14 protein-coding genes and 1 pseudogene are annotated in these 14353 nt (G+C 63.6%); 9 read left to right on the top strand and 6 right to left on the bottom strand.

The genetic code is table 11. The annotated features are described in order from the left end of the window. A partial coding sequence (locus tag MFF01_RS03740; RefSeq protein ID WP_238222120.1) for an integrase core domain-containing protein occupies positions 1 to 228 on the top strand: 228 nt, incomplete at its 5' end. Here MFF01_RS03740 and MFF01_RS03735 read toward each other — a convergent pair. After that, a complete protein-coding gene (locus MFF01_RS03735) occupies positions 178 to 744 on the bottom strand; it encodes a hydantoinase/oxoprolinase N-terminal domain-containing protein (RefSeq protein WP_238222118.1) in 567 nt (188 codons plus the stop codon). The two genes, MFF01_RS03740 and MFF01_RS03735, sit on opposite strands and share 51 nt — an antisense overlap. A gap of 512 nt (positions 745 to 1256) precedes the next feature. Between MFF01_RS03735 and MFF01_RS03730 the strand changes: the two genes are divergently transcribed. Further along, positions 1257 to 2048 carry a MerR family transcriptional regulator gene (locus MFF01_RS03730; RefSeq protein ID WP_238222116.1) on the top strand — a complete coding sequence of 264 codons (792 nt, stop codon included), beginning with the start codon at positions 1257 to 1259 and terminating at the stop codon, positions 2046 to 2048. A gap of 101 nt (positions 2049 to 2149) precedes the next feature. Here MFF01_RS03730 and MFF01_RS03725 read toward each other — a convergent pair whose 3' ends face one another. The 3 genes from MFF01_RS03725 to MFF01_RS03715 form a co-directional block, all read right to left on the bottom strand. Then, a complete protein-coding gene (locus MFF01_RS03725; protein WP_238222114.1) occupies positions 2150 to 2641 on the bottom strand; it encodes a hypothetical protein in 492 nt (163 codons plus the stop codon). 398 nt (positions 2642 to 3039) lie between these two features. After that, entirely contained in the window at positions 3040 to 4299 is a 1260-nt protein-coding gene (locus tag MFF01_RS03720; protein ID WP_238222112.1) for a D-amino acid dehydrogenase, read from the bottom strand. Positions 4300 to 4412: 113 nt separating this feature from the next. After that, on the bottom strand, positions 4413 to 5108 hold the full coding sequence (locus MFF01_RS03715; protein ID WP_238222110.1) for an alanine racemase: 696 nt from the start codon (positions 5106 to 5108) through the stop codon (positions 4413 to 4415). Positions 5109 to 5283: 175 nt separating this feature from the next. Between MFF01_RS03715 and MFF01_RS03710 the strand changes: the two are divergent. Beyond that, positions 5284 to 5817 (top strand): annotated as a pseudogene (locus tag MFF01_RS03710) (integrase core domain-containing protein); the annotation flags it as partial. Between the two features lie 58 nt (positions 5818 to 5875). Here MFF01_RS03710 and MFF01_RS03705 read toward each other — a convergent pair. Next, positions 5876 to 6556 (bottom strand): TetR/AcrR family transcriptional regulator, encoded by a 681-nt coding sequence (locus MFF01_RS03705; protein ID WP_238222109.1) that lies wholly within the window; start codon positions 6554 to 6556, stop codon positions 5876 to 5878. Positions 6557 to 6669: 113 nt separating this feature from the next. Here MFF01_RS03705 and MFF01_RS03700 point away from each other — a divergent pair, with 113 nt between their 5' ends. From MFF01_RS03700 to MFF01_RS03675, 6 genes are all read left to right on the top strand, one after another. Then, positions 6670 to 8079 (top strand): HlyD family secretion protein, encoded by a 1410-nt coding sequence (locus tag MFF01_RS03700; RefSeq protein WP_238222107.1) that lies wholly within the window; start codon positions 6670 to 6672, stop codon positions 8077 to 8079. Beyond that, positions 8076 to 9641: a DHA2 family efflux MFS transporter permease subunit gene (locus tag MFF01_RS03695; RefSeq protein ID WP_238222106.1), complete on the top strand. Its 1566-nt coding sequence runs from the start codon at positions 8076 to 8078 to the stop codon at positions 9639 to 9641. Before MFF01_RS03700 ends, MFF01_RS03695 begins: the two co-directional genes overlap by 4 nt. 1 nt (position 9642) lies before the next feature. Further along, on the top strand, positions 9643 to 11259 hold the full coding sequence (locus MFF01_RS03690) for an efflux transporter outer membrane subunit (protein WP_238222105.1): 1617 nt from the start codon (positions 9643 to 9645) through the stop codon (positions 11257 to 11259). 114 nt (positions 11260 to 11373) lie between these two features. Further along, on the top strand, positions 11374 to 11760 hold the full coding sequence (locus MFF01_RS03685) for a phospholipase A2 family protein (protein WP_238222104.1): 387 nt from the start codon (positions 11374 to 11376) through the stop codon (positions 11758 to 11760). Between the two features lie 143 nt (positions 11761 to 11903). Further along, positions 11904 to 12443: a hypothetical protein gene (locus MFF01_RS03680; protein ID WP_238222102.1), complete on the top strand. Its 540-nt coding sequence runs from the start codon at positions 11904 to 11906 to the stop codon at positions 12441 to 12443. Positions 12444 to 12982: 539 nt separating this feature from the next. Continuing rightward, positions 12983 to 13450, top strand: coding sequence for a hypothetical protein (locus MFF01_RS03675; RefSeq protein ID WP_238222101.1), 468 nt, complete (start codon positions 12983 to 12985; stop codon positions 13448 to 13450). A 63-nt stretch (positions 13451 to 13513) separates the two neighbouring features. On the opposite strand, the gene MFF01_RS03670 is transcribed toward MFF01_RS03675, so the two are convergent. Further along, positions 13514 to 14158: a CerR family C-terminal domain-containing protein gene (locus MFF01_RS03670; RefSeq protein WP_238222100.1), complete on the bottom strand. Its 645-nt coding sequence runs from the start codon at positions 14156 to 14158 to the stop codon at positions 13514 to 13516. Positions 14159 to 14353: the final 195 nt, after the last annotated feature.

Below are 14353 nucleotides of genomic sequence, written 5' to 3'. Positions count from 1 at the left end.
TTCAACGCGAAGCTGCGGGATGAACTCCTCAACGGCGAGGTGTTCTACACCCTCAAGGAGGCCAGCGTCGTGATCGAGCAATGGCGTAGGCACTATAACAACATCCGGCCGCACTCGTCGCTCGGCTACCAGCCGCCTGCGCCCGAGGTCGTCATCTGGCCAACCGAACCGAGCGGCTCAGGGCCGCTCGCTCACCCCGCCATCGTCACGCGACTGACGATGCACTAACTTCGAACCTGGGCCACCGAATGGGGGCAGGCCATAGGAATTGATGAAGCCAATGCCGACGGCCTCGATACCCTTCGCGGCGATGTCGCGGGCGATCGCGAAAGCCCGCTCTTCGTCGAGGGGGCGTCGGGCGGTACCGGCCACCGACATGCGCTCGTTGATCGCGTAGCGGTGGCGCCGCTTGATCAGCGGTTCCGGTTTGGTCTGGTAGGGATCGTAGAGTTCTTTACGATGCTGGCGCCCGATCTCGATCGTGTCGCGGAAGCCCTCCGTCGTGACGAAGGCAGCATCGGGATAGTTGCGTTCGAGCAGCGCGTTCGTTGCGGTAGTCGTCCCATGCATGAGATAGTCGATCTGATCGAACGGAATATCGGCCGTTTCGATCGACCGAACCACGCCAATGGAGCGATCATGCTTCGTTGTGAGGACCTTTGCGGTGCGATGGCGGCCCGACGATGCCTCCCAGGCAAACAGATCGGTGAAAGTCCCTCCTACGTCGACACCGACACGCCACATCGCTTCGCTCCCCCTTCGAGCTTTGACTGAACTTTTTCTACTATTTTGTAGATTTAATGCTCTGTCAATGCGCGTCTGGCGATAAAATGCTGCTTTTTTGGCGGGGGTCTGCAAAACATATGACCAGCTGGCGGGCGCCAAGCAGGGAAAACAGTCGGCACGTCTCGCCATGATCCCTTACAATTCGCACGTTTCAGTCGAAAGAAACTGGCTGTTATCCCAAGATAAGCCACGTCATGAGTGAGAGAAATTATGCGACCGATGTACGTCATCCCCAACGCGCGTCGTGGCGAACTGCGGGCGTTGCGATTCAAGTTTAAAATATCTATCATTGCAAAAAAATTCAGCAAACGCCTCCGAGCGAGGCGCTGGTCCGGGAGCCTCGGCTCCTCCTTGAACATGCGAAGAGACGTCTACAGGACCGCGGGTAGTTTGACATCGGTGCCTCGCTTAGAAACACGCTGATAATGTCGATCGAAGTGCCCCACATGGGGCTTCGGGTGAAGAGATCTATGAAGATATCCGACGTATCCCGACTGGCCCAAGTTTCGGCTTCGACGCTGCGGGTTTGGGAAGAAAAAGGATTCATCACGCCGACGTATTCCGAGAACGGCACGCGGTCCTACAGCGAGGCCGACGTCGAAACTGCGCTTCGCATCAAGCGCATGCGCTCGGTCAACCGGATGAGTATCCCCGCCATTCGCGAAGCGATCGACAGCGCGGCTCCCGCTGCCAAGGTCGAGGAACCGAGCGCCGACGGGCCTCAGATCGGCCCTTCGTTGAGAGCCCTCCGTCTCGCGAAGCGGGTCAAGATCAAGGAAGCTGCCGCCGCCGTCGACATTGATCCTGCGATCTTAGCCTCCCTCGAACGCACATCGATGGGGATCGATATTCCCCTGCTTCAGAAACTCTCCAAGTATTACGGGGTGACCCTGAACGAAGTGATGGGTGTCGACGAGGCCGCCACGGGCGAGGAAACTGTGATGCGCGGTCGCGGCATCGTGCTGCCCCGACTCGGTGCCGGTCTTCGCATTGAGCGTCTTGGGTCGGGCAAGGACATCATGGATTGCCAGCGCTGGTCGATCGAGCCGGGCGTCCACAGCAACGGTTCCTACCGGCATGAGGGTGAGGAGTTTCTGGTTGTGGTACGGGGACAGTTCGAGGTGACGATAGAGAATGAGCGCATCCATGTTCTGTCCGGAGGCGACAGCATGTATTTCCGCAGTGACCTTAATCATGGCTGGCGAAACCCCGGCTCTGAGACCTGCGAACTGATCTGGATCTGCGTTGGAAATTCGTTCTGACCGAACGAAATCGAAAGGGCCGATATCCGTGCGGCGAACGCGCGATTGTAGGGGCGGGCCCACATGCTACCCCCTGCAAGGCAGTCGTTACCGACTTTCTATCACCCACATCCCAGCGATGCGCGCACGAGGGCGGCACCGAGCGCGATGTCGGCGAGCCGTGCGAAGCTGCGCCCGATGACGAGATTGCCGGGCGGCGGGTCGCGTGAGCGGGCGAGATAGCCGCCGAGGCGCGCAACCTTCACCACGTAAGCCAAGAGGGTGTGTTCGCCGGCCGCCCGATCGGGGACGAGGTGGTCCAGCAGGGCGATCTCGTCAGCGGTGACGGCTAGGCGCGCGTCCGCTTCCGGCGCCGCGTGGCCCACCATAGTCGTCCAGAACATCCGCCACGCCAGGATGCAGACCACCGCGATCAGTTTGACGCCGCACTCGTCCCGGCAGCCGGTCTTCAGGATGTGATGGAAACCTCGATCTTCCACCGCCGGGCATACCAGCCCGACTTTTCGACAGTTTGCTCGGGGGCGTTGACGTGCATTTCTAAAGGTGCAGGCGGCAAGTTCATCCTTCCACCAACACCGCGCGGTGAAATCCATGTCGCACTTCCTCCTCACCGGGATCAGGTGCGGATCAGCGAATCACCTGAGAGTAGGTCGCGCGACGCCTCCCGGCATCGCCGTTATGTGGACAATAGGAAGCGTCACCAAGCGCTTGCGCTGGTAGCAGTCAGGCTGAAACGGGCGTGCTTGCCCCCCCCAGGGCGCTCGACTGGGGTCGAGACTAGGCAAGATATGTTCGCGGATGGCTTCGAGCCACTCGAGGTGATGCAGGCCGTTTCGTGGAGAACATCCTCAATGCCTGTCCGTAATGGAGAGCGCATGCGAGCGCAAAGAGGTGCATCTCAGAAAGTCGCTAAGCTCTCAAACAGAATAGCTCGTACGACTAACCTGACCGGTATTTTGGATCGAGCCGATTAAACCGCATGCGCAACAACTCAATACAATCCACGGTCACACGCAAGGTCGGCGCTGGGGATGTCCGGCTTGCGCCCAGAGATAAGATCGCTGAGAAGGCGTCCCGAGCCGCAGGCCATAGTCCATCCGAGCGTGCCGTGGCCGGTGTTCGTGTAGAGGTTGGATAGCCGTGTCGCTCCAACAAACGGGGTTCCGTCCGGCGTCATAGGTCGCAGGCCCGTCCAGAACTTGGCTCCAGCCGGGTCGCCACCCGCTGGGAACAGATCACCGATGGAACGCGCAAGGGTCTCGCGGCGCGGTTGCCGCAACACTTGGCTGAATCCGGCGAGTTCCGCCGTCCCGCCAACTCGAATCCGGTCTCCGAGCCGGGTGATGGCGACCTTGTAGGTCTCGTCCATGACCGTCGAAACCGGCGCGGCGCCCGGGTCTATGACGGGGAGGGTCAGAGAATAGCCTTTCACGGGATAGACCGGTAGGTCGATGCCCAGGGGGCGAAGCAGGGCAGGGGTATAACTACCCATGGCAGCGACGTAGGCGTCCGCGACCAGCACCTCTCCGCTAACGAGTTCGACTCCCGTAACGGTACCACCCCCCTGCCTGAGGCGCGCTATGGAGGCGCCGTGTTGGAAGACAACCCCCGCTTCGCTGCAGAGCGCAGCGAGACGCTGGGTGAACAGGTGCGCGTCGCCGGTCTCGTCGCCAGGCAACCGGAGGCCGCCCACAAATACGTTGGGCACCCGCGCGAGGGCCGGCTCGGCGGCGATACAGCCCGCCGGATCGAGGACGGCATACGGAACCCCGAACTTGTCGAGCACACGCGTGTCGTCGTCCACATGATCGAGCTGCTTGCGGGTTCGGAAGAGCTGGAGCGTGCCCTTCTCGCGATGATCGTAAGCAATGCCCGTATCCCGGCGCAAGTCGCGTAGTGAGTCGCGACTGTACTCAGCGAGCCGCACCATCCGTCCCTTGTTTCGGGCATACGCTTCCTCGGTGCAATTCGCCAGCATTCGGGCGAGCCAGCCATAGAGCTGCGGTTCGAAGCGCGGCCAGAGCACCAACGGGCGGTGACGCATCATCATCCACTTGAGTGCTTTGAGAGGGATTCCTGGCGCCGCCCACGGCGCCGAATAACCAGGTGAGACTTGGCCGGCATTGGCAAAACTCGTCTCGAGGCCGACACCGGGTTGGCGCTCGACCAGCGTGACGCGATGGCCGGCCTTGGCGAGATAATATGCCGTTGTGACGCCGACGACGCCGCCACCGAGGATGAGAACATGCATGGAGAAGCGCCTCTGGCGACAAGACTAAGGATGAGCGGGCAGCTGCATGATGACGCCGAGACCAAAGCGGGACCGTCGTCCGCCAGTCGGGGCGTGATGGTCGCTACGTCGTGCTAAGCATCTTGGTAGACGCGGTGAAAACGATGACCGAGGCGCGTCAGAACCTCATAGCCGATAGTGCCGGCGGCGCGTGCGACGGCATCTTGGTCGTACTTTGGGCCGATCAAACCGACGAGACTGCCGGGCTCCAGGTTCCCCGGCGGGATATCGCTCGCGTCGAGAATGAGGCTGTCCATGAAGACACGTCCCACGATGGGCAGGCGGAGGTGCTGGTACCATGCCTCCCCCAGGCCGGAGGCGCTCCGGGGGAACCCATCCGGGTAGCCGACGCCTACCGTCGTCAGATGACTTTCTCGCGTAAGCGTGCCGCTGTGCCCGTATCCGACGTGCGTTCCGGCGGGAACGCACCGGACCTGCATGACCCGCCCCTGGAGCCGGACGACCGGCCTCATCGGGGTCGGACCGACCTGTCGGGGCGCGATTCCGTAGAGGGCGGCGCCTGGCCGCACCAGAGCGGCATGGTAGGCTGAGCCGAGGAAGATACCCGACGAAGCGGCGAGGCTGCCCGCGATCCCCGGGTACAGACGGCGAGCCGCGAAGGCGGCCAACTGCGTCGGATTGGCGGCGTTGTCTGGCTCGTCCGCACAAGCGAGACGACTCATGACGAGACGCACGTCGTTTCCCGCGAGCGTGTCAGGCTCCTGGGCGAGCCGCTGGAGGTCACCATAATCAAATCCGAAGCGGGCCATCTCAGTATCAACGTCAGATGAGGTGGACGGCCCCTGCTACCGGCATCGGTGTGCCAGGATGAGGTCGTCAAGCCCCTCATCGACAGGGGCCGATATTGACCCTGACCTGGCAAACTGGTCCATGCTGAGTGCAAGTTTTCCGGGCATGCCGAACTCTGAAGGAGGGTGGATGCCATCCTGCCTACGACTGCAGGCGGAACATCGCGATCACGTCTGGTCCTACGATTTTGTCGGGCGTGTACCCATGACGGGCGCACGTTCCGGATGCTCAACGTGTCGATGAGTGCACGCGCGAGTGCCTTGCGATCCGTGTCGCGCGCCGCCCCAGAACCGTCGAGCCATCTTCCCGATGTGCTACGGTCCGGAGTTCATCGCCCAGTCCGTACAGGCTTGGATCGCGGGCGTTGGCGCGAAGACCGCATACATCGTACCCGGCTCACCATGGGAGAACGGTGATGTCGAAAGCTTCAACGCACGGCTACGAGACGAATTGTTGAATGGTGAAATCGTCTACACGCTCAAGGAGGCGCAGATTGTGATTGAGAGTTGGCGCCGGCACTACAACGGCCTGCGTCGGCATGCTTCGCTGCGCTAACGCCCACCGGCCCCGGCGGTGTTCGGGCTCAACTCGTTCGCTTGGCCGACTGCGCTCACCCCACCGGCTCCGCCCGCTAAGCTACCCCTGGAGCAGAGGCCAATTCTGCACTGACTTTACACTTGAACCAACCCGTGGGGGGCGATCAGATCTGCCAAGCCGAAGTATACGGTCAAGCCTGATCGCCACCTTCCACCACCCCGCGGTAATAAACGCTTAGGAAGATCCGCACGGCCTCGCCGACGTGGCGTTTCATGTGCGCGGGGCTGAAATATTCGCGATGCGGGATGAAAAGGCGAACCGGCAGAACCTTCCCAATGATCAGCCCGATGAACATGTTCGCAGCAAGCTCAGGGTCGTCTCCGACGAAATCGCCGCGGATCCGAGCTTCCGTAAGATATGAAGTGAGCTTGCCAAGCGTCCGGCCGGGCGCCATCGCATAGAACGCCTCGCCGAGTGCGGGATTGCGAGGTACCTCGCCGACGATGATGCACGCCAGTGCCGACACTTCCGGCATGATCATCGATACGTAGAGGTTCGTGCCGACGGCTTCCAGGACGGTCGGGAGCGGCCCCGTGCCTTCGAGTTCGGTCTCGATCCGCTGGCGGAGTTCACGGGTACGATTGCCCACCACCTCGATGAACATCTCGTCCTTTGAGCCGAAGTGGCGGTACACCGTCTCGGTCGAGGCGCCGGCCTCGACCGCCACCATCCGCATCGTGGTCTCCGCGAAGCCGTGCTCGAGAAATACGCGCTCCGCAATGGACGCGATCTCGCCGCGTCGCACTTCGCCGCGCGGGACACGAACCCGCGATCTCTTATCCGAACCGAGCGTTTCTCTTGACATCGGCATCAGCTTCCAGAAAAGAAACGAAACGTACGGTTCGTATGGTTTTGACGGACACTTAGCAAACGTCCGCTTCGTCCCGCCGGTTGCCGTGCGCGGGTTAAGGGTGAGTTCGCCGCATGCGCGCAGACGACGTGGACGACCCATACGGATCGTCGAGAGGATCGTCGGATCGACGGGACCTTGTCGAGGTGGGCTCGATCGAACGCGGCCGGTCCCGACAGGACGACCGCCGCTCCGGGGAGGCCGATGCGCGGCGTCGCCGTTCGGAAGGCCGCCCACCACACGACGAGGATCAGTCCCGCCGGCGTCGTGACGAACGCTCCGAGGAAGGATACCCGGATGAGCCGCCTCGCCAGGGTCGGGGCGACGAGGATGGACGCGACCGTCGTTCCAATGCCGGACGCGACCGCAACGAAGCGGAGGGGCAGGACGACCGGAAGGGCTCCCGGCCAGACAAGGACGATGACGGGGATGACAGGCGAGCCCGGAGGAAACGCCGGCCGCTCGTCATCGGAATCGCCGCCGTGGTCCTGCTGCTGCTGGCCGGGGGTGGCCTGTACTACTGGCTCTCGACGCGCGGGAAGATCAGCACCGACGACGCGTACACCGACGGCAATATCGTCAATGTTGCACCCCAAGTCGCCGGACAGGTGATCGCCTTGGAAGTGACGGACAACCAATTCGTGCACAAGGGCGATCCGTTGTTCCGCATCGATCCGCGGCAGTTCCGGTTCAGCCGCGAGCAGGCCCAGGGCCAGCTCGACGCCAGCAACGCGCAGGTCGCCAACCAGAAGCTCGGCGTCGAGATTGCGAGGAAGAACTTTCCCGCCGCGCTTCAGCTCGCGCAGGCCAACCTCGACTCGGCCAGGGCCAACCTCGCCCTGCAGCAGGCGAACTATGACCGCCAAAGGAGCTTGCCGAAACTCGCCACGACGCAGCAGGACGTCGATACCACGGCGGCGAACTACCAGCAGGCCAAGGCGCAGGTCGAGCAGGCACAGGCGCGCCTCGTCCAGGCCATGCCGGTCCAGCAGAACATCGGCCAGTCCGAGCAGCAGGTCGACCAGCTCAAGGGCCAGGCCGAACAGGCCAAGGCGCAGGTCGAGCAGGCAGACCTGAACATCGAATGGAGCGTGGTGCGCGCCCCGCAGGACGGCTGGGTGACGAAGCGCAACCTCAACGCCGGCGATTACCTCACAGCCGGCCAGCAGGTAATGTCGCTGGTCACCACCGATGTCTGGGTCACGGCCAATTACAAAGAGACCGAGCTCGACGGCATGCGTCCCGGGCAGCGGGTTCACATCGCCATCGACGCCTACCCCGACCTCGACCTCCAAGGCCACGTGGATTCGATCCAGCGTGGCTCGGGCTCGAAGTTCTCCGCGTTCCCGGCCGAGAACGCTACCGGCAACTTCATCAAGATCGTCCAACGCGTGCCGGTGAAGATCGTCATCGACAGCGGTCTGAGGAAGGACGAGCCGCTGCCGCTCGGCATCAGCGTCGTACCGACGGTGATTCTTAAATGAGCGATGCCTCGAACGGTAGAAAACCCGCCCATAATCCCTGGCTCGTCGCCATTGCGGTCACGCTGGCGGCCTTCATGGAGGTGCTGGACACCACCATCGTCAACGTGGCGCTGCCCTACATCGCTGGTTCGCTCGCCGCCTCAAATGATGAGGCGACTTACACGCTGACGGCCTACCTCGTCGCCAACGGCATCGTGCTGACCATAGCCGGCTGGCTATCCGACACCATCGGGCGCAAGCGCTACTTCCTGATCTGCATTGCGATGTTCACGGTGTCGTCGTTCCTGTGCGGCATCTCGCAGAGCCTCGGGCAGATCATCGTGTTCCGCCTGATGCAGGGCTTCTTCGGCGGCGGCCTGCAGCCGAGCCAGCAGGCCATCATCCTCGACACTTTCCCCCCGGCCAAGCGCGGGGCCGCCTTCGGCGTCACGGCGGTGGCGACCGTCGTCGCCCCCGTCCTCGGGCCGACGCTGGGCGGCTACCTCGTCGAGCACTCGACCTGGCGCTGGATCTTCTTCATCAACGTGCCCGTCGGGATCTTCACCTTATTCGTCAACGCCTACCTCGTCCAAGACCCGCCCGACGAGAAGAAGAAGCGCGCCCGCGGCCTCGACTACGTCGGCCTGTCGCTCATCGTCATCGGCATCGGCTGCATGCAGGTCATGATCGACCGCGGCGAGGTCAACGGCTGGTTCGGCTCCCCCTTCATCCAGGTCATGGCCGTCATGGCCTTCGTGGCGACCGTCGGCGCGATCTGCTGGCTGCTGACCACGGACGAACCGGTCGTCGACCTCAACGTGTTCAAGGACCGGAACTTCGCCATCGGCTGCGTGCTCATCGGCGCGGTCGGGGCGCTGCTCTATGGCGGGTCTGTCCTGGTCCCCAACTTCGCACAGCAGGTGCTGGGCTACCCGGCGCTCGACTCCGGCTTCATCCTGTCGCCGGGCGGCGTCGCGGTCATCGTCCTGATCCCCGTCGTCGGCGTGGCGATGAAGTTCGTCCAGACCCGCTACATCATCATGTTCGGGTTCGCCTGCATGGGCGCGGCGATGTTCTATTCGAGCTTCCTCGCCCCCGACATCGACTTCCGGACGCTGACCGTGATGCGCACGGTGCAGACGGCGTCGCTCGCCTTCTTGTTCGTGCCGATCTCCACGGTGGCCTACCTGACCCTGCCGGACAGGTACCGCAGCGACGGGTCGGCCCTGTTCTCGATGTTCCGCAACGTATTCGGCTCGATCGGGATCTCGATCTCGACGGCGGCGGTCACGGAGAGGTCGCAGGCGGACCAAGCCCACCTCTCGTCCTACATGACGCCGCTGCGCCAGGGCTACAACCTGCTAATCCAGGAGAGCGAGCACACGCTCCGGTCCCTCGGGCGGGCGGCGTCGACGGTTCATCAGCAGGCGGTCGCGCACACCTACCAGACCTACCTGAAGCAGGCCCAGGTCCTGGCCTACGGCAATGTGTACCAGTACGCGGCGGTCCTGGCGTTCCTCGTCGTGCCGCTGTGCCTGCTGATATCGGCCAAGACGGCCCAGGGCGACGGCGGAGGACATTGAGATGACGCTGCGCCGATACCCCGGACGACACGCCCGCGCGGTGGCCGCGGCGGGCCTGCTCGGCCTCGCCGGATGCACGGTCGGGCCCGACTACGCCACCCCGGCCACCCCGCTCTCAGACGCGACTGACTACCTCGATACCGGACTCACCCCCCGGACGCCGCGACGGATTCTGGCGCGCACCACCGAGTCAGAGCCGGACGTGGCGTGGTGGCAGGCCTTCCGCGATCCGGTGCTGTCGCAACTCGAAGACCGTCTGGCCGCGCAGAACCTCGACGTCCAGACCGCCACCGCACGCCTGTTCCAGAGTCGGTCCCAGCTCAACACGGCCGCCGCCGCGGGCCTTCCCACCCTAAGCGGGCAGGGCAACGCCTACCGGATGCAGTACAGCAAGAACGGCACCATCGGCCTCCTGTCGAACTCGCTCGTCGGCGCCACGGGTGGAAGCGGTAGCGCTGCCTCCAGCGGCGACCTGACGGCGCCGCTGACCAACGGCTTCGAGAGCTACACCCTCGGCTTCGACGCGTCCTGGGAACTCGACCTCTGGGGCAAGGTCCGCCGCTCGATCGAGTCCGCCGAGGCCCAGGCGGACGCCTCGGCGGAAGCGAGGCGCGACGCGCTGATCTCCGGCCAGGCCGAGCTCGCGAGAGCCTACGTGCAATTACGGGGCACTCAGGAGCTCATCCGGATCAACCTCGCCAACGTGCGGGTCAACGAGCAGATCCTCGACGTGGTCCGGGTGCGCCAGCAGAAAGGGCTGGTTACCGGCCTCGATACGTCGAGCGCGGCCCAGCAGGTCGAGGCGATCAAGGCGCAGCTGCCGCAACTCCAGCAGCAGGAGATCCAGCAGGTCAACGCCATCTCCCTGCTGCTCGGCGAACCGCCGCTCGCACTGTCGCGGGAGCTCGTCGCCGGCCCATCGATCCCGCCGATCCCGCCGCGTGTGCCTGTCGGCGTGCCGTCGAGCCTCGTCATGCGCCGACCCGACATCCGCAGGGCCGAGGCCAACCTGCATGCGGCCGTGGCCGAGATCGGGGTCGCGGAAGCGCAGTTCTTCCCGAGCGTGACGCTCACCGGAAGCCCGACCGTGAACTCAGTCGACCCGGGCAAGCTCTTTCGGGGCTCGTCCCTGCAATACATGAACGTCGGCCCGTCGGTCTCGATACCCTTGTTCGAGGGCGGGCGCCTTAAGTCGAACCTCGTGCTCCAGCGCGCCCGACAACAGGAGGCGGCCATCGCCTACCAGAAGGCAGTGCTCCAGGGCTGGCACGACGTCGTCAACGCCCTCGCCGCCCTGCGCGGCGACGAGGGTCGCCGCGCGCGTCTGGCAAGGCAGGTGGCCGATGCCCGCCAGGCACTCGCCCTGTCGCGGGCGCGCTATGCGCAGGGTGTCGAGATTTTCACGACCGTCCTCCAGGCGTCGCAAACGGTGCTCCAGGCGGAGACCAACCTTTCTCAGGCGACGGCCGCGATCTCGACCGACTTCGTCGCGCTGTCGAAGGCGCTCGGCGGCGGTTGGGAGACGACCTTCCCGCCCGGTCGGACGCCGCTCCTGTCCCTGGCAAAGGTGAGCATCCCCCTTTCGGACGTCGTGCACGACGGGGCCCTCGGACGATGAGGGACCGGAAGGCGGGAACGGGCGGACCGCATGCGCGGGATGGCCCCGGGGTGACCCGTGAAACGCCGTCGGCGTCACGCCTGAGGGGGCGCGACCATACAGGGCAGACACATCATGTTCACTCGGATCGTCACCTCGTTCGTCCTCGCCGCGGGCTTCGCGGCCCCGTGCCTGGCCCAGGCAGGAACCGCGCCCGCCCGACCGACCCTCTTGATCCACGGCAATTATTGCGGCCCGGGCAACAACGCCCCCCTGGCTCCCATCGACGTCCTGGACGCCGCCTGCGCCCGGCACGACGCCTGCACCCCGAACGATGATCTCCCGTCCAGGGCCTGCAACCTTCGCCTGCAGGTCGAGGCGGAGCGGATCGCGGATGACCCCCGCCAGTCCCCGGAACTTCGCGCGGTGGCCAGCGTCGTCGCCTCCGGCGCCGCGATGATGCCCTCGGCCGCGCCCGGGCGGATCACCCGTCGTGCCATCACAGGCGGATCCAAGGACTGACCGGCCGCGCCGATACCCCATGATCGCATTCTCGATCGTTGAAGGTGCGGTGCATCGGCCGGCCTGCGCTCGGCTCCCTCGCGCAAGCCGGCCGAGGGCCATTCTTTGACGGTGCGACGCGGCCCGGACCAAGCCGTGGCTACGTGGCGACCGGGGGCGACATCGACAGCCAATGCGAGTCTGAAGCCGCTGCGCTGCTGGAGCTCGAAAACGATTGCCTGGACATCCTCATCGTCCAGGTCACACCGTTCATTCGCGACGGACTGCTCCGTAGCGTTTCAGACATCATGAACCGGGTGAACGAGATCACCTTCGATGCCTTGTTCCTCAGGGAACTGATGGGGATCTGCGAAGGTCAGGGCTACTTGCGCCAGCAGGCGACGACGGACGCGCCGGAACTCCATCGCCTTTCCCGCTTACGTTTTCATTTTCTGCCCGCGTCGGTCGAACTCGGACGGGACGAGATGGCGAGCAAGATCGACACGCGACCGACCTATCTCGAAAGCCTGCGCAGGACCGGTCGACAGGCCGGCCTGGAGTGGCTGTCGTCCGGCGGGGCGGTCGATGTCGGCGAAAGGTCCACTCTTGACCTCGGTGCCCTGCTTAGCCCGTTGCGACCCGGAAAGCCGGCTCGGCGCAGGCAAGCCTCGGTCCGCAAGCGGCCGAGCGGGTCGGCCCGCTGAGCGGCGGCGGCGCAATACGGGCGGGCCATGATCCATGAGCGCTCGACGCCCAGCATCGCCTTGTCGTTGCCCGCACGCGCATGCCAGCGCGGTCGTCGGGGCCTCCCGGTCGCGCCTCGCGTCCGCCCGTATTGGGGCCACTCCGCGCGCCCCCCCGGACTCAAGCGTGTCGCGTACGGTCCGGTTGGCGGGAATGCTCTGAAAGGACTTCTCGCACACGAGGACGGCCGCGCGATCTCCATAGGATGGTCCGGCGACGTCCGTATTCAGGCCAATGGCCGTACCCCTCGAACGATGGATTGGGGCGCAAGCGCGAGGGTGGCCGTCGTGGGTCTTGCGATGGCCCAACTTCGAAAACCGTACCCCGTGAAAATCCCCGAGTTCCCCGCGCCCGAGCCTGACCTGTCTCGCATTCAAGCGACGAAATGCTCCGAACCCGCGGAACCTCCCTGGCCCTGTCTGGTTCATAAATGACAAACAGGCGTTTGGCATATTGCCAATGGCCGTTTGGCTTAAAGATCTCGAACAGGAAATCCAGAATGTCCCAGTCCGCTACCCGTGCTCAGGTGACCCATGGGCTCGAAGCCATCTATTCAGGCGTGAAGGTCGGCGTCGAATGCAGCGCCAAAACCGCGGCGATAGTTCATGATCCCGAAATCAAATCCTTTATGGAAGGGAGCATCAAGTATTCCCTTGAGCTGGGTGAGCGTGCAGAGAAGTTCATGTCCGAATTCGGCGCCCGGAAAACCCACATAAACAAGATCATCAAATGCCAGTATGATGTCTGCCTCGAAATGCGGGAAAAGGCGCCGGACGAACGGGGGCAGGATTACTCTGCGATCGAGGTCATGCGGCTTGCGCTGCATTACTACAAGCCGATCTTTTCCAGCGTGCTCGTGTACGCGGAGAAGCTGCGGCACGATGCGTTGATCAAGGAGATGCGGACGTCGATCGAGACGGTAGAAAAGGCGGACGAGATGGCGCTCGAATTGTTGCGGAAGAAGTAAGCCTCAAACCGAAGGTCCCCAGCGGGCGAGGCGTCTGTCGCCCGCTCGCCGGGGTGAGACACGTCACGCTAGATGACGGTCGATGATGGTGCGGGTCAGGCTCTCGACGCCCCTCACCTCCGCCGACATGTCGTTCATCAAAATCTGGACGCTTGCCTTCGCGCTGATGAAGACCATGACCTCGCCATACATCGCGATAGCCCGCAGCATGTCGTCGTGATCCGGCTGGCGATTGTCGATGGAAGCTCTCAAGGCCGCCACGGTCCGGAGGAATCGCTCGACGACGCCTTCATGTACGAGCTTGAAGGCTTTCGAGGGCTGCAACTGTTCGCGCATCAAGATCCAGCCCCAATCCGGCGGAAATTCCTGGGTCGCCATTTCAAGGAATGGCCTCATCAGGCCGGCAAGAGCTTGCCGTTTCGGCTCGATTTCGGGCTGCAAGAGTTGCAAGTCGGCATTCTGGTACGCGTCGTTGAACACATCCGATACCTGTCGGACCACATCGCGCACCACGTTGTCGTAAAGTCCCGCCTTTCCATCAAAATGGTAAGAGATCATTGCAAGATTTACGCCCGCAGAACTTGAAATGTCGCGCAAATTAGCTTGTTCGTATCCGCTGCGCGCAAACTCCCGAATGCCGGCCGCGACCAGCTTGGCTCTGGTACGCTCTGCGTCCTCTCTAGCGGTGCCGTGGGATCGGGTGCGCATCACAAGTTTCTTTCCTCCCGAAATCGTACGGTCAACATATTCATGAAGCCCCCGTTTCGTAACGGCTGGTTCGTTGTGACGATTGGGTGAACGTCTGACCCTATGGGCGTAGGGGAGGATCTGCGGCTCTCCCGAGAGAGCCTATTTCGGCCCTCGCCACCCGCGCTGACCTTGTGCACGAGGTTACACCGGGTA

Origin of the sequence: Methylobacterium adhaesivum, assembly GCF_022179065.1 — a bacterium.
Classification (GTDB): Bacteria; Pseudomonadota; Alphaproteobacteria; order Rhizobiales; family Beijerinckiaceae; genus Methylobacterium; species Methylobacterium adhaesivum.
The sequence above is the reverse complement of the archived record's forward strand: the minus strand, read 5'-3'. Positions and strand labels throughout refer to the sequence as shown.

Bases quoted from the DNA above. Each gene is read 5' to 3' on its own strand.
- MFF01_RS03730 (WP_238222116.1), top strand. From the start codon at position 1,257: ATGAAGATATCCGACGTATCCCGACTGGCCCAAGTTTCGGCTTCGACG.
- MFF01_RS03720 (WP_238222112.1), bottom strand. From the start codon at position 4,299: ATGCATGTTCTCATCCTCGGTGGCGGCGTCGTCGGCGTCACAACGGCA.
- MFF01_RS03705 (WP_238222109.1), bottom strand. From the start codon at position 6,556: ATGCCGATGTCAAGAGAAACGCTCGGTTCGGATAAGAGATCGCGGGTT.
- MFF01_RS03700 (WP_238222107.1), top strand. From the start codon at position 6,670: ATGCGCGCAGACGACGTGGACGACCCATACGGATCGTCGAGAGGATCG.
- MFF01_RS03735 (WP_238222118.1), bottom strand. From the start codon at position 744: ATGTGGCGTGTCGGTGTCGACGTAGGAGGGACTTTCACCGATCTGTTT.
- MFF01_RS03690 (WP_238222105.1), top strand. From the start codon at position 9,643: ATGACGCTGCGCCGATACCCCGGACGACACGCCCGCGCGGTGGCCGCG.
- MFF01_RS03670 (WP_238222100.1), bottom strand. From the start codon at position 14,158: ATGCGCACCCGATCCCACGGCACCGCTAGAGAGGACGCAGAGCGTACC.
- MFF01_RS03725 (WP_238222114.1), bottom strand. From the start codon at position 2,641: ATGGATTTCACCGCGCGGTGTTGGTGGAAGGATGAACTTGCCGCCTGC.
- MFF01_RS03675 (WP_238222101.1), top strand. From the start codon at position 12,983: ATGTCCCAGTCCGCTACCCGTGCTCAGGTGACCCATGGGCTCGAAGCC.
- MFF01_RS03685 (WP_238222104.1), top strand. From the start codon at position 11,374: ATGTTCACTCGGATCGTCACCTCGTTCGTCCTCGCCGCGGGCTTCGCG.
- MFF01_RS03715 (WP_238222110.1), bottom strand. From the start codon at position 5,108: ATGGCCCGCTTCGGATTTGATTATGGTGACCTCCAGCGGCTCGCCCAG.
- MFF01_RS03695 (WP_238222106.1), top strand. From the start codon at position 8,076: ATGAGCGATGCCTCGAACGGTAGAAAACCCGCCCATAATCCCTGGCTC.